The sequence below is a fragment of the Parafrankia sp. FMc2 genome, assembly GCF_041008525.1.
Lineage (GTDB): Bacteria > Actinomycetota > Actinomycetes > Frankiales > Frankiaceae > Parafrankia.
The window spans coordinates 45,350-69,180 of sequence record NZ_JBFLUG010000033.1 but is presented as its reverse complement, the minus strand read 5'-3'; the positions used below and the strand labels follow the sequence as shown (position 1 = coordinate 69,180).

General features: G+C 73.5%; 17 protein-coding genes. 13 read left to right on the top strand and 4 right to left on the bottom strand.

All coding sequences use genetic code 11. The features are described 5' to 3' along the window. Positions 1–236: 236 nt before the first annotated feature. Positions 237–587, bottom strand: a complete 351-nt coding sequence (locus AB1460_RS14255) for an RNA polymerase-binding protein RbpA (RefSeq protein WP_018505947.1) — start codon at positions 585–587, stop codon at positions 237–239. Positions 588–729: 142 nt separating this feature from the next. Here AB1460_RS14255 and AB1460_RS14250 point away from each other — a divergent pair, with 142 nt between their 5' ends. The 6 genes from AB1460_RS14250 (at position 730) to AB1460_RS14225 (ending at position 5,339) form a co-directional block, all read left to right on the top strand. Continuing rightward, the gene (locus tag AB1460_RS14250) at positions 730–1,188 is read left to right on the top strand and encodes a hypothetical protein (protein WP_368961686.1); all 459 of its coding nucleotides are present in this window, start codon (positions 730–732) and stop codon (positions 1,186–1,188) included. 67 nt (positions 1,189–1,255) lie between these two features. Continuing rightward, on the top strand, positions 1,256–1,687 hold the full coding sequence (gene msrB / locus AB1460_RS14245) for a peptide-methionine (R)-S-oxide reductase MsrB (RefSeq protein WP_368961685.1): 432 nt from the start codon (positions 1,256–1,258) through the stop codon (positions 1,685–1,687). Between the two features lie 174 nt (positions 1,688–1,861). Further along, positions 1,862–2,530 (top strand): DUF4262 domain-containing protein, encoded by a 669-nt coding sequence (locus tag AB1460_RS14240; protein WP_368961684.1) that lies wholly within the window; start codon positions 1,862–1,864, stop codon positions 2,528–2,530. A gap of 412 nt (positions 2,531–2,942) precedes the next feature. Then, positions 2,943–3,629, top strand: coding sequence for a TetR/AcrR family transcriptional regulator (locus tag AB1460_RS14235; RefSeq protein WP_368961682.1), 687 nt, complete (start codon positions 2,943–2,945; stop codon positions 3,627–3,629). Between the two features lie 262 nt (positions 3,630–3,891). After that, positions 3,892–4,515 (top strand): cyclodeaminase/cyclohydrolase family protein, encoded by a 624-nt coding sequence (locus tag AB1460_RS14230; RefSeq protein WP_368961680.1) that lies wholly within the window; start codon positions 3,892–3,894, stop codon positions 4,513–4,515. Continuing rightward, positions 4,512–5,339 (top strand): bifunctional 5,10-methylenetetrahydrofolate dehydrogenase/5,10-methenyltetrahydrofolate cyclohydrolase, encoded by an 828-nt coding sequence (locus tag AB1460_RS14225; RefSeq protein ID WP_368961679.1) that lies wholly within the window; start codon positions 4,512–4,514, stop codon positions 5,337–5,339. Before AB1460_RS14230 ends, AB1460_RS14225 begins: the two co-directional genes overlap by 4 nt. Positions 5,340–5,384: 45 nt before the next feature. On the opposite strand, the gene AB1460_RS14220 is transcribed toward AB1460_RS14225, so the two are convergent. Next, positions 5,385–7,148: a sensor domain-containing diguanylate cyclase gene (locus AB1460_RS14220; RefSeq protein WP_368961678.1), complete on the bottom strand. Its 1,764-nt coding sequence runs from the start codon at positions 7,146–7,148 to the stop codon at positions 5,385–5,387. A gap of 489 nt (positions 7,149–7,637) precedes the next feature. Then, positions 7,638–8,924, bottom strand: a complete 1,287-nt coding sequence (locus tag AB1460_RS14215) for an adenosylmethionine--8-amino-7-oxononanoate transaminase (protein WP_368961677.1) — start codon at positions 8,922–8,924, stop codon at positions 7,638–7,640. 146 nt (positions 8,925–9,070) lie between these two features. Here AB1460_RS14215 and AB1460_RS14210 point away from each other — a divergent pair, with 146 nt between their 5' ends. From AB1460_RS14210 to AB1460_RS14200, 3 genes are all read left to right on the top strand, one after another. Continuing rightward, positions 9,071–9,904 carry a 4'-phosphopantetheinyl transferase family protein gene (locus AB1460_RS14210; protein WP_368961676.1) on the top strand — a complete coding sequence of 278 codons (834 nt, stop codon included), beginning with the start codon at positions 9,071–9,073 and terminating at the stop codon, positions 9,902–9,904. A 59-nt stretch (positions 9,905–9,963) separates the two neighbouring features. Continuing rightward, positions 9,964–10,476, top strand: coding sequence for an SRPBCC family protein (locus AB1460_RS14205; protein ID WP_368961674.1), 513 nt, complete (start codon positions 9,964–9,966; stop codon positions 10,474–10,476). Between the two features lie 396 nt (positions 10,477–10,872). Next, positions 10,873–13,536, top strand: coding sequence for a HelD family protein (locus tag AB1460_RS14200; RefSeq protein ID WP_368961673.1), 2,664 nt, complete (start codon positions 10,873–10,875; stop codon positions 13,534–13,536). Between the two features lie 124 nt (positions 13,537–13,660). Here the strand turns inward: AB1460_RS14200 and AB1460_RS14195 are convergent, their stop codons facing one another. Then, the gene (locus AB1460_RS14195; RefSeq protein ID WP_018640105.1) at positions 13,661–13,903 is read right to left on the bottom strand and encodes a hypothetical protein; all 243 of its coding nucleotides are present in this window, start codon (positions 13,901–13,903) and stop codon (positions 13,661–13,663) included. A gap of 384 nt (positions 13,904–14,287) precedes the next feature. Between AB1460_RS14195 and AB1460_RS14190 the strand changes: the two genes are divergently transcribed. The 4 genes from AB1460_RS14190 to AB1460_RS14175 all read left to right on the top strand — a co-directional run bounded on the left by AB1460_RS14190 (position 14,288) and on the right by AB1460_RS14175 (position 23,732). Then, complete coding sequence (locus AB1460_RS14190; RefSeq protein ID WP_368961672.1) at positions 14,288–16,831, top strand: DEAD/DEAH box helicase; 2,544 nt, start codon at positions 14,288–14,290, stop codon at positions 16,829–16,831. 903 nt (positions 16,832–17,734) lie between these two features. Then, positions 17,735–18,583: a helix-turn-helix transcriptional regulator gene (locus tag AB1460_RS14185; RefSeq protein WP_368961671.1), complete on the top strand. Its 849-nt coding sequence runs from the start codon at positions 17,735–17,737 to the stop codon at positions 18,581–18,583. A 674-nt stretch (positions 18,584–19,257) separates the two neighbouring features. Then, positions 19,258–22,692: an MMPL family transporter gene (locus AB1460_RS14180; RefSeq protein ID WP_368961669.1), complete on the top strand. Its 3,435-nt coding sequence runs from the start codon at positions 19,258–19,260 to the stop codon at positions 22,690–22,692. Positions 22,693–22,880: 188 nt separating this feature from the next. After that, positions 22,881–23,732 carry an acyl-CoA thioesterase gene (locus AB1460_RS14175; RefSeq protein WP_368961667.1) on the top strand — a complete coding sequence of 284 codons (852 nt, stop codon included), beginning with the start codon at positions 22,881–22,883 and terminating at the stop codon, positions 23,730–23,732. Positions 23,733–23,831: the final 99 nt, after the last annotated feature.

Below are 23,831 nucleotides of genomic sequence, written 5' to 3'. Positions count from 1 at the left end.
GTCTCGGCGACCCCGCGTCCACCCCGGCCGCCGAGACCGGTCAACCGCCGACGAACGCCCCTGCCGGGCGCTCCTGAACCACCGGTCGCCCCCCGACATGCGTCGGGGGGCGACAACGGTACCGTTGTCGCCCCCCGACGCATGTCGACGAGCCTGACCGACGACGCCTGATCGAGATCACGCCCGACCAGGCGCGGCAGGCCCGTCAGGGCCTTGCCACCATCGGCAGTACTTCCCTAGGCGGACCTGCGGTCCGCCCCGGTGCCCCGCAGCACCGCGAGCCGCTCAGCCAGGACTTCTTCCAGATCGTCCGTCGTCCGACGCTCCATCAGCATGTCCCAGTGGGTCCGCGGCGGCTTGCTCTTCTTCGGCTCGGGCCGCTCACCGTCCACGATCACCGAAGCCGCCCCGCACACCCGGCACTCCCACACCGACGGCACCTCGGCCTCGGCCGCGAACGGCATGGTGAACTGGTGCCCGTTCGGGCAGTCGTACGACGCTGTCTGCCGCGGGGCAAGCTCCGTGCTGCGGTCAGTCTCGTAGGACACTGCACCGAGACGGCTGCCCCGCAGAATGCGCTCGCCCATATGACTCCTCAGAGCGTCGTGGCGTGTTGACCTCAACCGAGTCCAACGTACGAACAAGCGAAGTCGTTCCCACCCCGGAAGGCCAGGTAACGAGATCGTGATCACAGTACGTGTTCCCTCGACCGCAAAGGATACACGCCGGGTGACCAGTCGGGCCCAGATCCTGCTGAACGGCATCGCACGCTCCGCCGTCGGACTCACCGCCATCACCAGGCCCGTCCCGATCATCCGCCTCGCAGGCGTCGACCGTGTGACAGCTGAGAAAATTGCCTGGCTCGCGCGTATCGCCGGGATCCGGGACCTCGCCCTCGGCGTCGGCCTCCTGCACGCACATGCGACCCATCGACCCACCCAGGCCTGGCTCGTCGCCGGCATGTGCGCCGACACCGCCGACACCGCGGCGTTCGCCCACGCCGTCGCCCACCGCCATCTCCCGCCCGCCGGCGGAACTCTCATGACCGCCGCGGCCGCCAGCGGAGCCGCGCTCGCCGCCGCCACACTGCGCACCGCCCGCCGCGAGCACAACGACGACCGCACCCACGACGATCACGCCCGTGGCGACGACACCCACACAGAACAAACCGGCGCGACGTCGCGTTGACATGCACTGAGCCGTCACCGATGCACTGAGCCGTCACCGAACTGACCCGTATCCGAAAGGACACGACGTGAGCGACAAGCAGGCCACCGACAAGGTCGTCCGCAGCGACAGCGAGTGGCGCGAGCTGCTCGGCCCCGACCGCTACGCGATCCTGCGCCAGGCGGCCACCGAGGCCCCCTTCAGCGGCGCCTACACCTACAACAAGGCAGACGGCACGTACCACTGCGGCGCCTGCGACGCGCCCCTGTTCACCTCCGACACGAAGTACGACTCCGGGTCGGGCTGGCCCAGCTTCTACCAGCCCGTCACGCCCGACGCCGTCGCCCTCGTCGAGGACCGCGCGCACGGCATGGTCCGCACCGAGGTGCGCTGCGCCCGCTGCGACTCCCACCTCGGCCACGTCTTCGACGACGGACCTGCCCCCACCGGGCAGCGCTACTGCATGAACAGCCTCGCGCTCAACCTCGACGCCGCCGACGGCAGCACCGGCACCACCTGAGCCCGCCGGCACCCGCCTCGCGCGGCGGGTAGGGCGGCCGAGACCGGGCATGTCAACCACCCACGTCAATCACTGTGATCCCACCAAGATCCACAGTCACGGATCCGGTCAGGCCGCCCGATCACCCACCGGGACCCGCATACGGTTCACCCACCCCACAGATGAGGTGAACCCATGACCCCCGGCCACCACCATCGACCCGACGACCGTGCCTGCTGCCCCGGTTGCGACGTTCCGGACGACGACCCTGCCGCCATCGCCGCGTTCATCGCCGAGCAGGACGCCTGGCTCGCCGACACGATCCGCAGTTACGGGTGGGCCGTGCAGTCCGTGCTCGACGACGGCCCCGAGCATCCGCCGTACGCCTACACCATCGGGCTGCACGCCTTCGATCACCACCCGGAACTGCTCGTCAGCGGCCTCCCCGGCACGTCGGCCGCCAGGATCCTCAACCTGCTGGGGGAGCGGGTGCGTCACCACGAGCGCCTCAGCGCCGGCCAGCGGCTGACCCTCGCACCCCTGCTGACCGTCGAGCTACGGTCCATCACCCCGCTGGCCAGTGACCAGCTGCTCCTCGGCGCGAACCACCTCTACCGCGACCCGGACGGTCCGGCCGTTCCCGCCCTGCAGGCCGTCTGGGCCGATGGGAGGGGGCGCCTGCCGTGGGAGCCCGCCGCGCTGCACCGCGGCGGGCAGCCTCTCGCCACAGCACCGCCGGCGGAGCACAGCAGCACCGCCGGCGACCTGGTCTGGCATCTTCCCGGCCGGCCAGGCCGCGCTGTCCGAGGGCCGGCCAGGCCGCTGCGCCTGCCACGTCCGCGCCGTCCACCCGAGATCCACTGAGCCGCCCCGACAGAGCCGGGATCATTGAAAGGTTCTTCCTCGGAGGAGCTTTTATTCCGATTTGATCTTGCTTTGGAGGGGACGATCAAGATCAAATTGGGTTAGGGCGGCTCGTCAACACCGTTGATTATCTTGGTCCTCCGAACCGTCGACGGAGCCCCGCCGCCATCCGCCTGCACCACGGATCCCGCCTACCGCCACAGATCCCACCGACGAAGCTGGCCGGCCGCATCGCGCCGGGATGTCGCCGGCCGACAACCGGGGGCGGCGTACATCCCGGATATGGCACCCCTCCCCCACGACCAGCCCCGACGGTCGCGGATTCGTCCACACCCACACCTTGATCAAATATGGGCGCGCCGCGCCGTCAACGGTGTTGACCACGGCGTGGGCATGGGTAAGATCAGAGCTCGTGACAGCAGCGGACGACGATGAGCAGGCACCACGCAGGGGCGCACCGGCTCCCCCACAGCGCACACCTCGCGGCACGCTGTCCCGGGAGGTCCTGCTTGACGCGGCGATGGAGATCGTGCGGATCGGCGGGGCGGACGCCTTCAGCATGCGGGCACTCGGCGGCCGTCTCGATGTCGACCCGACGGCCTTCTACCGCCACTTCCGCACCAAGAACGAACTGCTCGACGCGCTGGCCGACATCCTGATCGAGGGCGACGAGCCGCTGCCGGCGACCGGCGATGCCCGGGCGGACCTCCGCGCGAGCCTGCACCAGTTGCGTCGCTCGCTGTTGCGGCATCCGACGATGGCTGCCGTCATCCTGCGCCGGCCGCCGGGGGGCCGCGCCTACTGGGCACGCGCCAATCACGCCCTCGGGCTGCTACGCGGGATGGGTCTGAGCCCCGAGGAGGCCACCGCGCTTTACCAGACACTGCTGTTCTACTGCCTGGGCCACGTCCTGTCCGAGGCGCGTGCCGTGGCGGCCGCGGTCGCCCGGGACCGCCGGCCCGGCACGCCCACCTCGACGTTCAATCCCCCGGCCCACCAGCTGCCCGATCTGGCTGCGGCCGTGCCGTTCCTGCGCTCCGACACCCTCGTCCAGTTCGACACCGGCCTGGATCTGATCATGCGCGCGGCGCCCGCATGATCGGGCCGCGCAGGATGCAGGCCGAAGGCCCGGCCGGGTGCCCGCACCCCGCGCCGCGGCCGGCAGCAGGGGCCCGGGCGCCATCGAGCGGCGCAGGTCACAAAACCGCCCTCGGCCGGCGCGGAGTAGCCCTCTCGCACCCCGGGCAGCGATCCACTTGCTACGGTGCACTCCGGCCAGCGTCGGTGTGCTGCGGTGGGGCAATGCACCCGGACGGCAGTACACATGGACATTGACCTTGAACAAGGGGGAGTCGGAGACGATGACGGACGAGACGCTTGACGGGTTCCTCGAGGCGCTCGCCTCGGCGGCCCCCGCACCCGGTGGCGGTGCGGCGGCGGCGGTCCAGGTCGCGCTCGGCGCCTCCCTGGTGAGCATGGTCGCCAACCTCACCATCGGCAAGCCCCGCTACGCCGAGCACGAGGCGACGATGGTCGGTGCCCGCGACGAGGCAACCCGCCTGCGCCGGGACGCCCTCGGGCTGGCCGACGCCGACGCGGTGGCCTTCACCGCCGTGACGGACGCCTACCGGCTTCCCAAGGAGACCGTGCAGGACAAGGCGGCCCGCACCGCCGCGATCCAGCAGGCGCTGATCGGCGCGGCCGAGGTGCCGCTGCGCACCGCCGCTGCGGCCGCCGAGGTCGTCGGCCTGTGTCAGCGCATCCTCGACGGTGCCAACGTCAACGTCCTGTCGGATGTGGCGGTGGCTGCCGCGAGCGCCCGCGCGGCGCTGGACTCGGCGGCGATCAACGTCCGGATCAACCTGGCGTCGATGACCGACGCGGCCACCCGCGACGCGACCGCCGCCGAGTTGGACAAGTACCTGTCGTCACTGGCCGGCGCGGACAGTGTGGTGCGCGCCGTGGGAGATCGGATCGGGTCATGAGGTTGCTGGATGGGCGGTCGATGGCCGCCGACATCGGTCGGGCGGTCGTCGACGAGGTCGAGCGGCTGGCCGCCACCGGCGTCACCCCGACCCTGGCGGTGGTGCTGCCGACCGTCGACGAGGCGGCGCGGTCCTATGTGCGGGTGATCGAGCGCAGCGCCGCCAAGGTCGGCGTGGCGTGTGCTGTCCATGAGCTGACCGGTGACCCGGCGCAGCTCATGGACACCGTCGACCAGCTGGCCGGCGATCCGTCGGTGCATGGGATGATCGTGCAGACCCCGTTGCCCGGCGCGCTGACCGCGGCCGAGGTGGGGGCGCGCATCCCCGTCGGCAAGGACGTCGACGGGATGAACCCGCTGAGCCTGGGGCAGCTCGCGCTGGGTCTGCCCGCGTTCGCACCGGCGACCGCGGCGGCCGTGCTGGAGATCCTCACCCGGGCGGAGGTACCGCTGGCCGGTGCCCGGGCCTGCGTGATCGGCCGCAGCTCGGTGGTGGGCAAGCCCGCGGCGCTGCTCCTGCTCGCCGAGAACGCGACCGTCACGGTCTGCCATTCCCGGACGAAGGACCTGGCGGCGGTGGCGCACGAGGCCGACATCGTGGTCGCCGCGGTCGGCCGGCCGAAGATGGTGGGCAGCGGTTATGTCCGGCCCGGCGCGGTGGTCATCGACGTCGGCACGAACTGGACGGATGCCGGCCTGGTCGGGGACGTCGACGCGGACGCGGTGGCGTCCGTCGCGGGGGCGTTGACCCCGGTGCCCGGTGGTGTCGGCCCGGTCACGACGATGCTGTTGCTGCGTAACACGGTCCGCGCCGCCGGCGACTGAGCACGGACGCGCCGCGGGTCGGCGCGGCGGGCGCCTCGGGCCCGGTCAGGGCGCCGGAGGCGGTCCCGGTGCCGGCGGGCGCCAGGCGGGCGCCGTGGGCGAGGCCGCCGGGCAGGCCGGCGCACCACCCGGGCTGGTTGACCCGGGTGGTGCGGCAGCGGACGGATCGGCGGGCGCGGGCGGGCTGGTTGTCCTGGCCGTGCACACGCGGTCCCGCCCTTCCCGTTTCGCGCGGTAGAGCGCGGCGTCCGCCCGTTCGAGCAGGTCGGTGACGACCGCGAGGTCGTCGTCAGCGGCGCGCGGTGCCTCGGCGGTGACGGTGGCCAGGGCCCGGGCGGTGTTCTCCCGCGGTGCCGGCGCGATGCTGGCCACCCCGACGGACACGGTGACGCTCACCTCCACACCGGACAGGTGGATACGGGCACCGGCGACCGTGTGGCGGATGCGCTCGGCGACGGTGGCCGCCGCGTCCAGGTCGGCGTCGGCGAGCAGCACGACGAACTCCTCCCCCCCGAACCGGCCGACGAGGTCCTGCGGGCGGGTGGCGTGCCGGAGCATGTTGGCGACGGCGACCAGGACCGCGTCGCCGTTGAGGTGGCCGTGGCGGTCGTTGACCTGCTTGAAGTGGTCGATGTCGACCAGCAGGACCGACAGCGGCCGGCCGAGCCCGCGGGTGCGGGCGGTCTCCCGCAGGGCGACCTGCCGCCAGTAGGCCATGGTGGCCAGCTGTGTCTTGGCGTCTGTGCGGGCGGCGGTGAGCAGTTCGGCGTGGGTGAGCCCGCGGCGCAGGAGCAGGACGAGCGGCGCGGCGATCACCAGCAGGACCGGGCTCGCCGCCCACACCACGGTGAGCACGAGCGCGGCGCAGATCTCCACGGTGACCGTGGCGGCGTGTTCCCGCCCGCCCGGCCAGCGGCGGGGCCGCAGCAGCCGGTCCACCGCCGGATACGCCGCGACCGCGGCGAGCAGCGCCAGCAGGTCGCGGGCGGAGGCGGCGAGCCCGTCGGCCGAACCGGGGTCCGAAGCCGGGGCGAGCAGATGGTGGACGGCCGCGGCCGCCGCGCCGGCGAGGCCGAGAGCGACGCAGTCGTGGATCTGGCTGTGTGCCCCGCACCCTCCCGGCCCTCCGGGGGGGTGCTCGGGCTGCGCCGGCCGCGCCACGCGCTCCCGCCCGGGTAAGGCGGCGAGCCAGAGCGGCAGGCAGGCCAGCAGCGCGTACAGCGGGGGCAGCAGCAGGGCGATCGGCAGTGTCCAGGTGGTGGTCATCGCCGGGTAACCGCCGCGTGCGCCGCTGTCGGGGTCGTCTCCGCGGGGGCTGCCGGCCCAGGAACCGGTACCGACCAGGCCGGTGAGCGCCGCCAGGCTGGTGAAGGCGGCGAACGCGGCGATCTCGATGGCGCGCGGCGAGCCGGCTCCGCCGGCGACGGCGTCGGCGGCGAGCAGTCCGGCGATGGCCAGGAACACCGCGTCGGTCAGCAGGGTGCGGGCTGGTGTCGCGGGCGGCGGGGCGCCGGGGTGACGACGCGCCCGCCACAGCCACCGGGCCAGCCTGCGGATGGTGCTGACCCCGCGCACGGCGGTGTGGGTGCCCTCCCCGGTGCAGGGGCGGGCCCGTTCGGCGGGCGGCCACGCGGGCTGGTCGCGGAGGAACAGCGAGGCGCCCAGCCCGGGGTCGCCCGGATGGCTGCCCGGATGGCTGCCCGGCGGGACGACGGCGGCTTCGACCGCGAACGCGGGTTCGGCCGGGAGGGTCGGGATGGCAGGGCCGGGATGCCGGGCGGGAAGCGGCCGGCGCGGGGCTGAAGCCACGGGAACCGGATCCGTCGGCCACAGCGCCGGCCCCGGCAGAGCGTCGGGCCCGGCTCCGGAGCCGGCTCCGGAGCCCGGCGCGGGTCGGGACTCGCACCCGCGGCGCGAGAGCAGGCGACCCGCGGCACGGGCCGCCGTCCGAAGGGCAGTGGGAACACGCCCCTGCCCAGGCCGCCCTGACACCTGTCGTAACGACATCCGCACCTGGCCCTTCTCGTGTGCCGCCAAAGCTGCTACACACAGTGAAGCCTCGTGGACGAAGGGTATGAAGGCTCTTCGGGCATCCGCAACTAGTTCGCGGATGTCGGACATGCAGGGTGCGGTGGGGGCAGGGTGTCGCCACCCCGCGGGCCGGCGTCGGCGACAGCCCGTCCCACGTCCGTGACCTGCGCTGTCGCCGACCGCATCACCCGTGGCGCACGTGCGCGGCCGGGCCGGAGGTCCTGCCGGGCCGTGAACAGGAAGACCACAGCCGGCGTGTCGCCGGGGCTACTTCGTGGTCGCCGCGACCGCCTCGACCATGGCCCCGGTCAGGGTGCTCACCTCGGCGGGGTCCATCACGAACGGCGGCATCGCGTAGACGAGGCGTCCGAACGGCCGTACCCACACCCCGAGGTCGACCAGCAGTGGCTGGATGACCGTCATGTCGACCGGGTCGCGGGTCTCGATCACGCCGATCGCGCCCAGCGTGCGGACGTCCACGACACCGGGCAGGTCCGCCGCGGGGGCCAGCCCGGCGGCCAGCGCGTCGTGCACGGCTGCCACCCGCTCCCGCCAGGGGCCGGCGAGCAGCAGCTCGATGCTGGCGCGGGAGACCGCGGCGGCCAGCGGGTTCGCCATGAACGTCGGTCCGTGCATGAACGCGCCGGCAGGTGAGGCACACACCCCGTCGGCGACCTCGGCCGTGCACAGGGTGGCACCCATCGTCAGGTACCCCCCGGTCATCGCCTTGCCGACGCACATGATGTCGGGCGTGATCCCGGCGTGCTCACAGGCGAACAGCTCACCGGTGCGGCCGAAGCCGGTGGCGATCTCGTCCGCGATGAGCAGGACCTGGTGGCGGTCGCACAGCTCCCGGACCCGGGTGAGCCACCCGGGGGGGTAGAAGCGCATCGCTCCGGCGCCCTGCACCACCGGTTCGCAGATGACCGCGGCGATCTCCCCGTGGTGGGCCGCGAGGAGCCGTTCGACGTCGGCGAGGTCGCGGTCGGTCACCGGGTCCCGATAGCCGCTGGTGGGGGCGGCGGCGAACAGGTGACGGGCGAGCAGGCCGGTGAACAGGTGGTGCATGCCGGTGTCGGGGTCGCACACCGACATCGCGCCGGAGGTGTCCCCGTGGTAGCCACGGCGGATGGTGAGCAGCCTGGTCCGGCCGGGCCGCCCCCGGCCTGTCTGGTACTGCAGCGCCATCTTGATCGCGACCTCGACGGAGACCGACCCGGAGTCGCAGAAGAAGACCCGGTCCAGACCCGGGGGGGTGATCCGCACGAGCAGTTCGGCGAGGGCCACCGCCGGCTCGTGGGTGAGCCCGCCGAACATGACATGGGCCATCCGGTCCAGCTGGTCGCGGACGGCACCGTCGAGCACCGGATGGCCGTAGCCGTGGATCGCCGCCCACCACGACGACATCCCGTCGAGCAGCTCACGGCCGTCGGTGAGGGTCAGGCGCACCCCCCGGGCGGAGGCGACGGCGAACAGTGGTGCCGTGTCCCCCACCGCGCCGTAGGGATGCCAGACAACCGCCCGGTCACGCGCGACGAGATCCGAACCGTGCATGCGTCCACCTTCTCCCAGCGGGGGCGCGGTGCCGCACCGGCGTGTCGGAAGAGCCACATGCGCCTGGGGCCGGTGCCGGGCCGGGACGGGTGCCGTCGAAGATGGGACGCGTACGCATGATCTCGCCGAGGCGAAGGGGCATCGCGATGACCGGTCAGCGGGTGGGCGGCGGCGCGGGCGGCCTGCCCGGGGGTGCGGAACTGCTCGCGGCGGTCCTGCCGCCGCCCACCCCCAGTGCTGGCCGGACGGCGCTCGCCGCCGTGGAGAAGTACGACGACGACTTCGGTGACGCCGTGGACGCCCGGCTGTTTCCCGAGGAGGCCGCCACGTTGACCCGCGCCGTCGACAAGCGGCGCCGGGAGTTCACCACCGGACGGATCTGCGCGCACCGGGCGCTCGAGGCGCTCGGCGAACCGGCCGTGCCGATCCTGCCGGGTGAGCACCGGGAGCCGCGCTGGCCGGGTGGTGTCGTCGGCAGCATCACCCACACCAAGGGCTACCGGGCGGCGGCGGTGGCCCGGGAGGTGCCCGGGGCGACGGTCAGCGTGGGCATCGACGCCGAGCCGAACGAGGCCACCCCCGGCGGGGTGCTTCGTGAGATCTCGCTGCCCCAGGAGCGGGACCTGCTCGCCGAGCTGGGGCAGGCGCATCCCCAGGTCTGCTGGGACCGGCTGCTGTTCAGCGCCAAGGAGTCCGTCTACAAGGCCTGGTTCCCGCTGGCCCGGCGCTGGCTCGGCTTCGACGACGCCGAACTGGTCCTCACGGTCGACGACCCGGTCACGGACCCGGTCGACGACACCCCCCTGGCGGCGCCGGTGACCGGGTCGTCGACCGGGGGTGGGGTGACCGCGCGTGGGCAGTTCCGGGCTCGGCTGCTGGTTCCCGGCCCGGACCTGCCCACGGGCGAGCTGACCGGGTTCACCGGACGCTGGGTGGTGGGCCGTGGCCTGATCGTCACCGCGATCGCCGTCGGCTGCTGACCGCGGCCCCCGCCGCTGGCAGGTGAAGAATCGGCCGGCCCGGCCTACCGTGGGTCAGTGTGAGTGTGGTGTTCCTGGATGTGTCCGGGCCGGCGCCACCGCAGGTGTGCTGGGAGCGGTACGCCGTGCCGGCGGTGTGGCCCAGTTGGGCCCCGCAGATCCACGCCGTCGTCCTGGACGACATCCCCGCGGAGGCCTGGCATCGGTCGGAGCGGGTCGGGGTCCCGCGGGGCGTCGGCCCGTTCGCTCCCCCGCTGCCCGCCGCGTGGGAATCCCTGGAGCAGGGCGTCGCGGTGCCGCAGCCCGCGGTGCGTATCGTGCCGGGGCTGCGCGGCCGGGTCCGCGCGCTGGTGCCGCCGGCGGCCCGGTTCGTCGTCACCGCGGTGGATGAGGTCGAGCGGACCTGGAGCTGGCGGGTCGGCGTCGGTGCGGTGCGGCTGAAGCTCGACCACGGGGTGGACGCCTGCCTGGACGGCGGGACACTCACCTGGCTGCGGGTCACCGCGCCCGGGCCGGTGATCCGCGCCTACGCGCCGCTGGCCCGGGCCGCGTTGCGCCGCCTCGTCCGGTAGGCGGGGCGGTCACGGACGGGAACGAACACGGTGGCGGGGCCGGCGCGGGGCTGCCGCGGCGAGTGCCGTGACGCTGTTCATGGCATGGCGAGGGGCGGGCGGCGGCGAGCTAGGATGTCGGCCACTCGCAGGGGGCGGGCGCCACACCCAGCGCCCGGGCACTGCGGGCGCTCGGGCACTGCGGCCGGGCACAGACCACGGCCGGGCACAGACCACATCATGTACAGGCCACGCTGCGGCGTGCTGCCAGCACACAACCCGCACCAACCCGCACGTGCACAACGCTGGATAAGCTACGACGCCTGTGAATGCGCCGCCACCCCTGGAGAATGCGGGCCAGACAGCGCGCGCCATGCTGGATAGTAGACGAGAGGGCTGGGTTTGTCAAAGCAATCGGTGCCCACCGGGTCAGCGGACACTCCCGAGCCCCGAACCCCACTGCCGGGGGACGGCGGCGACGCCGAGCGGGAGCGGGAGCAGCAGTACCTGACAATGCTGCACGACCGGCTGGACCAGCTGCGTGCCACCGCGTCCGCCGAGCTCGCCCAGGTGCTGCTGCGCGACGACCCCGAACCCGGCGCGCGCGCCGACCGGGACGCCCTCGCCGCCCGGCATGCCGATCAGGTGGCGCGGTTCGACGCGGTCCGCGACCGACTGCTGTTCGGCCGGATCGACATGGCCGACGGGGAACGCCGCTACATCGGCCGGATGGGTGTACTCGACCCGGACACCGGCTACGACCCCCTGCTCATCGACTGGCGAGCCCCGGCCTCCCGCCCGTTCTACCTGGCAACCGGCGCCACCCCGCTCGGCGTGGCCCGCCGCCGCCACATCCGGACCGTCGGTCGGCGGGTGACCCATCTCGACGACGAGACCCTCGACACCGGAACGCTCGGCGACGGCGTGCTCGGCCTGCTGACCCTGGACGGCCTCGGCGCGGAGGGAAGCGACCGGAGCAGCGGTGCCGGCACCAGCACCGGCGGCGGTGCGCTCGCCGGAGAGGTCCCCCGCGACGCCCTGGTCGGCGAGGCCACACTGCTCGCCACCCTCGGCGCCCAGCGCACGGGCCGGATGCGCGACATCGTCGCGACCATCCAGTCCGAGCAGGACCGGATCATCCGCTCCGACCAGGACGGCGTCCTCGTCGTCGACGGAGGGCCGGGCACCGGCAAGACCACCGTGGCACTGCACCGCGCCGCCTACCTGCTGTACTCGCGCCGGGAGCACCTCGCCCGCCGCGGTGTGCTGATCATCGGGCCGAACCCGGCCTTCCTGCGCTACATCGAGCAGGTGCTGCCCTCCCTCGGCGAGACCGGCGTGCTGCTGTCGACGATCGGCGACCTGTTCCCCGGGGTGCGCGGGCGTTCCAGCGAGAGCACCCTGGCCGCCGAGGTCAAGGGACGTTCGATCATGGTGGACGTCCTCGGTGCCGCGGTGCGTGACCGCCAGCGGCTGCCGGAGCAGCCGCTGGAGATCACCGTGGCCGACGGGGTGGCGCGCCTCGACGAGACGATCGTCGTGCCGGCGCGGGCCGCCGCGCGGCTCACCGGCCGGCCGCACAACCTGGCCCGGCCGGTGTTCGTCCGCGAGGTCATCGCCGGGCTGACCCGCCAGATCGCCGATCGCTACGAGGCATCCATCGACGAGGTCGACATCCCGGACTTCGTCGACGACTTCATGCTCTGGCCGGACACGGACGCCGCCCGCGAGCACCAGAACGACAGCACGGCCGTGGGCGCCGACTGGTCGGACACCGCCCTCGCCGCGGCCGCGGCCGCCTCCGAGCGCCCGGTGCTGGATGCCGCCGACCTCGCCGACCTGCGCCGGGACCTCAGCTCCGACCCGCGGCTGGCCGAGGCGATCGACAGTCTGTGGCCGCTACTCAGCCCGCAGGCACTGCTGACCGACCTGTTCGCCGACGCCGACGCGCTGGGCCGCGCCGCCCCGGAGCTGACCGGCGACGAACGGGCGGCGCTGCTGCGCCCGCCGGGCCGCCAGGACTGGACCGCCACCGACGCCCCGCTGCTCGACGAGGCCGCCGAACTGCTCGGCGACGACCCCCGGCTCGCGATCGACGCCGCGGTGTCGGCGCATCTGGAACGCCGGGAACGCATCGAGTACGCCGGCGGAGTCCTCGACATCCTCGCCCGCGGCGACACCGAGGATCCTGACGGGGAGGTGCTGATGGCCAGCGATCTCATCGACGCCGACCGTTTCGGCGAGCGGCACGCCGAGATCGACGCCCGCACCACCGCGGAGCGGGCGGCCGCCGACCGCGGCTGGGCGTTCGGCCATGTGATCGTCGACGAGGCGCAGGAACTGTCGCCGATGGCCTGGCGGATGGTGATGCGCCGCTGCCCGAGCAGGTCGATGACGCTGGTCGGCGACGTCGCGCAGACCGGCGACGCGGCCGGGACATCCTCGTGGGAGCAGGTCCTCGCCCCGTATGTCGGGCAGCGGTTCGTCCTCGAGCGGCTGACCGTGAACTACCGCACCGGCGCCGAGATCATGGAGGTCGCCGGAGACGTCCTGGCGCTGCAGGGCCGAGGGCTGCGGGCACCGCGGTCGGTCCGCCGGTCGGGCCACGCACCGTGGCGCCTCGCCGTCACCGAGCAGGAGCTGACCGCCCGCCTCGCCGACCTGGTCGCCGAGGAGCACGACGCCTGCGGCGGTGGGCGGCTCGCGGTGATCGTGCCGACGGCGCGCCGCGACCAGCTGGCCGGTCTCGCGCGGGCGCTCACCGAGGGCGTGCCCGGCACCGTGTCCCGCGACGGAGCGGCGGGTGACGGGGCGGCGGGGCCCGACCCGGAGCAGCCGGTGGTGGTCCTCACGGTGCGGGAGTCGAAGGGGCTGGAGTTCGACGCGGTGATCGTGGTGGAGCCCGAACGGATCCTGGCCGAGTCCCCGCGGGGCGCCGGGGACCTGTACGTGGCGCTGACCCGTCCGACGAACCAGCTTGGCGTCGTTCATGTCGGTGGGCTGCCGGCCGCGCTCGGGCGGCTGCGCCCTCGACCGACGATGTCCGAGGAGGTGCCGATCGGTCCGTCCCAGGGCGGGTGAGAGTGCGCCCGCCCTGGGACGGAGGGGACATTTCAAGATCAGATTTCACCATGGGCGGCCGTCAACAGCGTTGACTATCTTGTGCCGGAACGGGCCGGCGATCAGACGATCAGCTCACCGCTGATCACCCGCTTCGGGCGGTCGAGGCCAGCAGGCGGTGCCACCGGTCAGGCTCGAGGTTCAGCCACCGGTCGATGTCCTCGCGCCACCAGATACGGGTCCCGTTCCAGGCGGACGTCCGGTTCACGACCCCCGCGGCCGCGGGCGCCGCCGGATCACTGCGCAGACGGTGATCGACAGCCTGTCGGGTCACGCCCAGCGCACGGGCGATGTCACCCGACCCGACGAGCAGAGGGAGCTCATCCACCTCGCCGACGCTAACCGCACACCGGGCATCACCGGCCGCCCGCGGACCCCGGTAGGTGGGGCGGGCACCTCATGCCAGAACCAACGGACAACACACCAGCACACACCTGCCCTGCTCACCCGCGGTCGCCGTGCCGCGCCGCGGGAGCTGTGACGACTCCGTCACGACACCGCCAGGGAACCGCCCCGGAACCGCCGTGGGCGCCCCGCGCCCCGCGGAGCGGCGGCGTGCGGCACGATCGAGGACACCATGACGTACCAGCCCCAGACCCCGCCCCGGACCCCGCCACCGAGCAGTCCCCGCAGCGAGCCCCAGCCCGAGGCCGGACCGCCGGCCGGGCCACAGACAGCGCAGCCCCAGCAGCCGGTGGCCCCGGTGGCCCCGGTGACGCTGACAGCGCGCCTGCCCGCCGGTGGGCCGGACCCGGAGGCGGACGCCGACGCGCTGTTCGACGCGTTCGGCGCCTGGGTGGTGGATCAGGGCCTGGAGCTGTACCCGGCGCAGACCGAGGCGCTCATCGAGGTGGTCAGCGGCTCGAACGTCATCCTGGCGACGCCGACCGGCAGCGGGAAGAGCCTGGTGGCCACCGGCGCGCACTTCGCGGCACTCGGCTGGGGCCGGCGCACCTTCTACACCGCGCCGATCAAGGCGCTGGTGTCGGAGAAGTTCTTCACGCTGTGCGCGGTGTTCGGCGCCGCCAGCGTCGGGATGATGACCGGTGACGCCTCCGTCAACGAGGGGGCGCCGATCATCTGCTGCACGGCCGAGATCCTCGCGAACATCGCGCTGCGTGACGGGGCCGCGGCGGACGTCGGCCAGGTCGTCATGGACGAGTTCCACTACTACGCCGACCCCGATCGGGGCTGGGCCTGGCAGGTGCCGCTCATCGAGCTGCCGCACACCCAGTTCCTGCTCATGTCGGCGACGCTGGGCGACGTCACCCGCTTCGAGGAGGACCTGACCCGGCGCACCGGGCGGCCGACGGCCGTCGTGCGCTCGGCGCAGCGACCGGTGCCGCTGTTCCACCGCTATGTGATCACCCCGCTGCACGAGACGATCGAGGAGCTGCTCGAGACGCGGCAGGCCCCGATCTACGTCGTGCACTTCACCCAGGCCTCGGCGCTCGAGCGGGCGCAGTCGCTGATGAGCATCAACGTCTCCACCCGGGCGGAGAAGGACGCGATCGCGCAGATGATCGGCGGCTTCCGGTTCGCCTCCGGGTTCGGCAGAACGTTGTCGCGCCTGGTCCGGCACGGGATCGGGGTGCACCACGCGGGGATGCTTCCCAAGTACCGCCGGCTGGTCGAGCTGCTCGCGCAGGCGGGGCTGCTCAAGGTGATCTGCGGCACCGACACCCTCGGGGTCGGCATCAACGTGCCGATCCGCACGGTCGTGTTCACCGCGCTGTCCAAGTACGACGGGACCCGCACCCGGATCCTGACCGCGCGGGAGTTCCACCAGATCGCCGGTCGGGCCGGCCGGGCGGGGTTCGACACGGTCGGCAACGTGGTCGTGCAGGCGCCCGAGCATGTCGTCGAGAACGAGAAGGCCCTGGCGAAGGCCGGCGACGATCCGAAGAAGCGGCGCAAGGTGGTGCGCCGCAAGCCGCCGGAGGGTTTCGTCTCCTGGGGCGTGCCCACGTTCGAACGACTGGTCGGCGCCGAGCCGGAACCGCTGGTGTCCCAGTTCGCCGTGAGCCACTCGATGCTGCTCAACGTGGTCAACCGCCCCGGGGACGCGTTCACCGCGATGCGCCACCTGCTCACCGACAACCACGAGCCGCGCCCGGCGCAGCGCCGGCACATCCACCGCGCGATCGCGATCTACCGGGCGCTGCTGGCCGCCGGGGTGATCGAGAAACTCGACACTCCGGACGAGACCGGCCGCTCGGTGCGGCTCACCGTCGACCTGCAGCTCGACTTCGCGCTCAACCAGCCGCTGTCCCCGTTCGCGCTGGCCGCCATCGACCTGCTCGACCGCGAATCCCCCGCCTACGCGCTGGACGTCCTCAGCCTGCTCGAGTCGACGCTGGACAACCCGCGGCAGGTGCTGTCCGCGCAGCAGTTCCGCGCCCGCGGCGAGGCGGTCGCCGCGATGAAGGCCGACGGTGTCGAGTACGACCGGCGCATGGAGCTGCTGGAGGAGGTCACCTGGCCCAAACCGCTCGAGGAGCTGCTGCACGCCGCCCTGGCCACCTACCGGCGCGGCCACCCCTGGGTCGACGACTACGAGCTGGCGCCGAAGTCGGTGGCCCGCGACATGTTCGAGCGGGCGATGACCTTCGCCGAGTACGTCGACTTCTACGGGCTGGCCCGGTCGGAGGGCCTGCTGCTGCGTTACCTGGCCGACGCGTTCAAGGCGCTGCGCCAGACGGTGCCGGAGGAGGCACGCACCGAGGAGCTCGTCGACCTCACCGAATGGCTCGGGGAGCTCGTCCGCCAGGTCGACTCCAGCCTGCTCGACGAGTGGGAGGCGCTGCGCGACCCCGATGCCGGCGACGGAGCCGGCACCGGCGGTGGCCCGGGGGCCGCGGGCATGCTGGTGGAGCGGACCTCCGCCGTCACCGCGAACACCCGCGCGTTCCGGGTGCTGGTGCGCAACGCGCTGTTCCGGCGGGTGGAGCTGGCCGCACTGCGCCGCTACGACCTGCTCGGCGAACTCGACGCCGAGGCCGGCTTCGACGCGCAGGCCTGGCGGGAGGCGCTGGAGCCCTACTTCGAGCTGTACACCGAGATCGGGACGGGGCCGGACGCCCGCGGGCCGGGTCTGCTCATCGTCACGACCGCCGCCGACCGGTGGACGCTGCGGCAGATCTTCGACGACCCGGCGGGTGACCACGACTGGGGAATCAGTGCCGAGGTCGACCTCGCCGCCTCGGACGAGGCGGGAACAGCCGTCCTGCGGGTCACCGCCGTCGACCAGCTCTGACGCCGAACCGTATCGCGGCAAAGGCGGGCGGCGGCAAAGGCACAATGGGCATGGCACCGAAGTGTTCACACCCGTTCGGGCCGCCCCGCAACCGGCACTTTCGGTCCAGCCCTCTCGCGTAGGTTCGGGAAAGGGCGCCAACGCGGTGCGGTGTGGCGCAGTGACCGAACGACGCCGGGAGGTGGGCCGACCGGCCGGTGTGGCTTTCCCGCGGGCGCCGGTCCGACCGGGCCGCCCATCGCCCACCGGCGTCCACCCACGACCAGGGGTGACGGCGGCAACGGCACCGGCGGCCGACAGCGGCGGCCACCGGCTGGTATTTACCCACCTTCCACCACCGACATTCCCATCCCGAAGACACCGGATTCACAACCGCCGTGTGCCCCAATAGCGGATTCACCCACCTGGCGACGGCCCTCGTGGCGCTGTATCAACGGAGAACGAACGCAGGATCACCGGCACCCCCGCCCCGGCCGGTCGACGGGGAGCCGGCCTGGGCGGGGCGGACGGGCCCGCGGCGGCCAGGAGCCGGCCGAGGCGGCGGCGACCGCGACGGCCCTCGCCCACCGGCCGGCCCGGGCGGGCGCGTCCGGGCCACCCCATACACCTCCGCCCGATCACAACCCTCACTGCGCGCGTTCGGCACCACGGTGCACAATGCGCCGATTGCCGGGACGAAGATCCCCTTGCTAGTGTCATTTCTCGGCAAGGAGATTTGTCTGTCGTAAAGGGCAGCGCCGACCCGGCTGCGCCGGCCCCTCGACACGGAACCGGTTTCCGCGGCCCACCTGCGTCCCCGGCCGCTTCAGGCGGCGGAAACCGGGCAGGCCGGCAACACCTTTTGCCTGCTTTTCCGTTTTGTTTCGTTCTTAGTCCGCGAGACCCCCGGACGAGAGGAAGACGATGACATCGGGCACTACCGATGGCTGCTCGGTCGAGGCGATGCTGCCTCGGGCCGTCACCCGGCTGCGCGCCCGTACCGGCGCCGATCTGGCCTACGGCGGATCGGTCGATCCCCGCTCGCGCTACCTGACCATCAGCGCGCTTGACGGGAACCGCACGAACGCGTTGCGCGGGATGTCCCTGCCGCCGGGCCACGGCGTGGGCGGACGGGTCGTGGCCCTGGGCCGCCCCGTCGTGATCGACGCGGGCACCCGCCCGCGCTATACCGAGGACCAGCGCGACTGGGCCGTCCTCGGCGAGGACATCTCCTCGGTCGTCGCCGTGCCGGTGCGCGCCGGCGGCATCGTGCACGCGGTGCTGTACTGCGGGGTGCGGGCGGACAACCCCGTTCCGCCGGCCGCGGTGGAGACGGCGCTCGGTGTCGCGCGCCGCTTCGAGGCGCTGCTCGCCGAACGTGCCATGGCCGCCCGGCCCGACACCGCCGCGGCGACGCCGGGCGCCTCCCGGCTGCGGACACTGTGCCGCGTCGACGCCGAACTGGAGGAGCTGACCTTCCAGACCAGCGACCAGGCGCTGCGGGAGCGGATCGTCGCGGTCCGCGACCTGCTGGAGGACCTGTTCCCCGACGCGGCGCCGCCCACCCGCGCGCAGCCGTTCGGCCTGTCGCCGCGCGAGCTGGACGTCCTGCGGCTGGTCGCGGAGGGCATGTCCAACGCCGAGACGGCCCGCCGCCTCGCGGTCAGCCCGGAAACGGTGAAGGCCTACCTGCGCAGCATCATGAACAAGCTCGGCGTGCACAACCGGACCGCGGCGGTCAACGTCGCGCGCCGCTCCAGCCTGCTGCCGTGAACACGGCACCGGGCCGGTCCTAACAGGTCCGAAACAAAAACCGGGTGCGGGCGAGATTCTCGCCCGCACCCGGTGGCTTTCACACGGCACTGGTGCCCGTAACCTGCGGGACAAACGCCTTTCCCGCCCCGGGACGTCCTTCACCTGGGGCGGCTCGGCCTGGGGCAGAACGGACGCCCGACGGGGCGTCGGGCCGGGCCGCCGGCCGCGGGCCCCGGTGCCGGCAGGGCCAACGGCCCGGTGATCGCGGGGCTGCCCGCGCCGCCCGACTCGCCGGCCGCTCCCTGCTCCTGACCTGGTGGTGGCGCCTGACCAGGGCCACCGCGTCGCGGCTGGGCGCCGGGGCGCGGCCGGTCGGTGTTGTCCGAGCCGGCCTCCTGGCCCCGCTGGGCATCGTCTGGACGGCCCGCCCGCTCTCCCGTACCACCCCCGTGCGGCTGGGCTCCGTACCGCGGCCGGGGACACCTCCCCCGATGCGACGGCGATCCGCCGCTGTTGTGCCGTTCGAACTTGTCTGCCACGACGAACTCCCCCTCCTCCGGATACCGACTGGCGTGACTCACGACGTCATCGCGGTACTGGCGCCATCGGCGTGAACATTAAAGAGGTATTCGCGGCTTTGGTACCCCTCTCCGGGGGTAACACCAAATCTTTTGCACTTCTACGTTGAACTCATGCCATTTCCCGTCGATGTCACGCGGCGGTTCAGGGGCTCGACGGGGCGCCCCGACAGCCACCGGTCACCCGCCCACGCGGGAACGGTCGGCGCGGCAGCGGAGGCATCGCCGCCACCGTTCACCGCGCACACACCGCCGCCCACCGCCACCGCGCTGCCGGCGGCCACCGCGCTGCCCGCCGGCGGCGTCCGGCCGTCGGCGACCCTGACGGCCTTCACCACCGGCCTGCCGGCAGCCACCACGCTGGCGCCGGCTCCGGAGCCGGCGCACGGTTCCGCCCGTCCCGGCTCCGCGCGGCGGGGCACGTCCCGGCCCGGTGCGCGGGCCGGTGCCGCCCGCCCGGGGCACCGGCGAGCGGACCGGATCCACGAGCCGGCCGGCCGCACGCCGGCCCCGCCGGGCAGCTCGGGCCGATCCGGCGGGGCCGGCAGGTCCGGCAGGTCGGGGCACTCGGGCGGCGGCGGCACGATCGGCGACGCGGGTGGCGGGAGTGGCGCGGCCTCCGGCAGCGCGGGCGACGCGGGCAGCGCGGGCAGCGCCGGTTCCGGCAACGCGGGCAGCGCCGGGAACGCGGGAAACTCGGGGCGGTCCGGCGGGGCTGGTGGGCCCGCCAGCGCGCCGGCGGGAGGGCGTGGCGGACTGTTCGCCCTGCTCGCCCGGCTGGCGGTCAACCGCCCGGGACGGGTCCTGACCATCACCGGGCTGCTCGTCATCTGTCTGCTGCCGTGGGCTGGCGGTGTCTTCGACCGGCTCTCGACCGGCGGCTTCTACGCCGCCGGTGACTCCGCCACTCATGCCGAGGCGCTGCTGGACGCCGAGTTCCCCGGCGCCCCGCCGAACGTGGCCATCATGGTCACCGCACCCGGCACCATCGAGGGGCCGACCGCGCGGCGGGTCGGTGAGAACCTCACCAGCCAGCTGCAGCGCGAGCCCGGCGTCAGCGCGGTGACCTCCTACTGGTCACCGGACGCGCCGGCGGGCCTGCTGCGCTCCCAGGACGGGCGCAGCGCCCTCGTCCTGTTCCGGCTGACCGGCTCCGAGGACGCGATCGCGCGCCATGTGGCCGACCTGCACGACCGCTACGCCCACGACGGGCCCGGGGTCACCGTCCGGTTCGGCGGGGCACCCGCGGTGATGCTGGACGTCACCGAGCAGAGCCGCGCCGATCTGGAGCGGGCCGAGCTGGTGACCGCACCGCTGGTGCTCGGCGTCCTGCTGTTCGCCTTCGGGGGGACGGCCGCGGCGCTGCTGCCGGTGGTGGTGGGCGGCAGCGCGGTCATCGCCAGCCTCGCCCTGCTGCGGCTGCTCTCCGAGATGACCCACATCTCGGTGTTCTCGCTGAACCTGACCACCGCGCTCGGGTTCGCCCTGGCGGTGGACTACTGCCTGTTCATCCTCCGGCGGTTCCGTGAGGAGCGCGAGGCCGGTGTGCAGCGGGAGGTCGCCCTGCACACCAGTCTGCGCACCGCCGGGCGCACCGTGCTGTTCTCCGGGCTGACGGTGGCGCTGTCGCTGACCGGCGCGCTGCTGTTCCCCCTGCCCTACCTGAAGTCCTACGCGTACGCGGGCATCGCGGTGGTGGTCACCTCGGAGCTCGCCGCGCTGCTGGTGCTCCCGGCGGCGATCATGCTGCTGGGCGAGCGGGTCGAGCGGAGCCGCCGCCGTGGGCTCCGTCTCGGCTTCGGACGGCGCCGGGGCGGTGCCCGCAAGCGCCGCGAGCCGGGGGCGGTGTGGACGGCCGTCGCCCACCGGACGATGGCGCACCCGCTGCTGTTCGGCGGGGCGGCGGTGGCGCTGATGGTCGTGATGGCACTGCCGCTGGGCGGCCTGCGCGTCGCCCTCGCCGACGACACCGTGCTGCCGACAACGGCGCACTCGCACGTCGTGAACGACGCGATGCGCGACGACTTCACGGTCTGCCTGCCCTGCCAGATCCCGGTCGTGGTCCCCGGGGTCGACGCCCGCGAGCCGACCGTCGTGGCCCAGCTGGGCGGGTACGCCGCCGCCCTCTCGGACGTCCCCGGCGTCGCCCGGGTCGACACCGTGGCCGGCAGCTTCACCGACGGGCGGATGATCGCGCCGGCACCGGCCGGCGGCCAGCAGTTCGTCGGCACCCACGGTGGTGCCTGGCTGTCGCTGTGGCCGACCGAACCGGACCCGATCTCGGCCGCGGCGCAGCGCACGGTCGGCCTGATCCGCGCCATCCCGACGCCCTACCCGGTCGAGATCGGCGGCCTCGCGCCGCACCTGGTGGAGACCCGCGACACCGTCATCCGCGGCCTGCCCGGCGCGATCGCCGTGGTGGTGACCGCGACGTTCGTGCTGCTGTTCCTGTTCACCGGCAGCCTGCTGCTGCCGCTGAAGGCGCTGCTGCTCAACGCGCTGAACCTGGCGGCGGTGATGGGGGTGATGGTGCTCGTCTTCCAGGACGGGCACCTGCAGTCGCTGGTCGGGCACTTCCAGGTCTCGGGGACGGTCGAGCTGACCAGCCCGGTCCTGATGTTCTGCGTCGCGTTCGGGCTCAGCATGGACTACGAGATCTTCCTGCTGGCCCGTATCCGGGAGGAGCACCTGCGCGGTGCCGGCAACCGGCGGGCCGTCGCCCGCGGCCTGGCGGCGACCGGCCCGCTGCTGACCTGCGCAGCGCTCGCCCTGATCGTCGTCATGATCGGCGTCGCGACGTCCCAGATCAGCATCATCAAGATGGTCGGGCTGGGCCTCGCGCTGGCCGTGCTCCTCGACGTGACCGTGATCCGCGCGGTGCTGGTCCCCGCCTTCATGGCCCTCGCCGGCCGCTACAACTGGTGGGCGCCGACGCCGCTGCGTCTCCTCCACGAGCGCCTCGGCCTGCGCGAAGGTGCCGAACCCGGCGAACCCGGCGAGCCGGACGGGCTGGCCGTCCCCCGCGGCGTGTTCCCCGCGGTCCTGCCGGCTGTCCTGCCCACCCGGGGAACCGCGGCATCCTCACCCCCCGCCGGGGCGCCGCCCGTCCGGACCCCCTCGGCGGCGGAGACGGCCGCGGCGGGACAGCCGGCCCACGCGGGCGGGGACGTCCTGGCCGGGTCGCCCCGGCACAGCGGCCTCGGTCCGCCCGGACCACGGCCCCCGGCCCGATCCGACGGCGCCGGGCCGGCCCTGTTCTCGGCGAGTACCTACGGCCGGGCGGAGGACGGGCTGTTCGATCCCGACGGGTACGGCAGTCTGGCCGGGCCCGCCGAGCCGTCCGGGGTGCACCGGCCGTCGGACCCGCCCGCGGGCCCGGCCCGATCGGGCCAGGCTCCGGAGCGGACCGTGGGTGAGCAGGACGCCTCCCCCGAGAAGTACGTGCCCACGCTGGGTGAGCGGGAGAAGGCCGAGGGCTGCTGGTCGGCGGACGCCTGGTTCTCCCCGCACGGCGACGCCCCGGCCGCCGATCCCCGCCGGGACGGCTGACGCGGAGGGTGGGGTACGGCACAACGCCGGGTGCCGGGCGGCCGTGGTGCAGTATTCCGGAGCTGTGGCCCGCTCCGCGCAGGGCCGCGACCGGGGACGTTCCCGCCGCACAGGGTTGGCGGGGCTCCCGGGCACCCGGCCGGCCGGGTGCCCGGGTGACCCGCGCCCGGCCGACCCGAAGGTGGAAGATGCGACCTGCTGCCGTCACCCGTCCGGTGAGCGTCACCCCGTCCGCGCCGACGGTGCTGGACCTGATGGACCTCGAGGAGATCGACCGTGATCTCTTCCGGGTCCGGGTGGTGTTCGACGACCGGTACGCGCTGTACGGGGGGCAGGTCGCGGCCCAGGCCCTGCTCGCGGCGGGGCTCACCGTGCCGGAGGGCCGGGTGCCGCACTCGCTGCACGGCTACTACCTGCGCCTCGGCGACGCCTCCCGACCGACGATCTTCCGGGTGGACCGTGACCGCGACGGCCGCTCCTTCTCCGCCCGCCGGGTGGTGGCCGTCCAGGGCGGCAAGGTGATCTTCAACATGTCGGTGTCGTTCCAGGTTCCCGAGCCGGGCGTCGACGTCACCGCCGAGCCGATGCCGCCGCTGGCCGCGCCGGACACCCTCACCGAGGTCAGGCTGTCACGGCCGGTGTCCTTCGAGGCGCGGGCGGAGCGGGCACCCGCGCCCGGTGTCGACTTCCCGACCCGGCTGTGGGCACGGTGCACCACCGCGCTCCCCGACGACCCGCTGCTGCACGCGGTCATCCTGACCTACCTGTCCGACAGCGTGGCGGGGCTGGCGCCCTACCATTCCGCCACCGCCCGTTCGGGCTCCAGCCTGGACCACGCGGTCTGGTTCCACCGGCCCATCCGCATGGATGACTGGGTGCTGATGGACCATGTCCCGCGCACCATCGCGGGCGGCCGGGGCTGGTACACGGGCACCATCCACGCGCGGGACGGTGTGCTGGGCGCGAGCCTGGCCCAGGAGGCGCTCTTCCGCCCTCCGGTGGATCACCCGCGGCGTCCCTGGAGCGGCGACCAGCCCTGACACCGGCGGGGGCAGGGACGGGGCGCGGGGCGCGGCGTCCCGCGGGCGTGCCGGAGTTGGCGAACCGGACCGCCGGCCGTGCATGTGCGTTTGCATCCG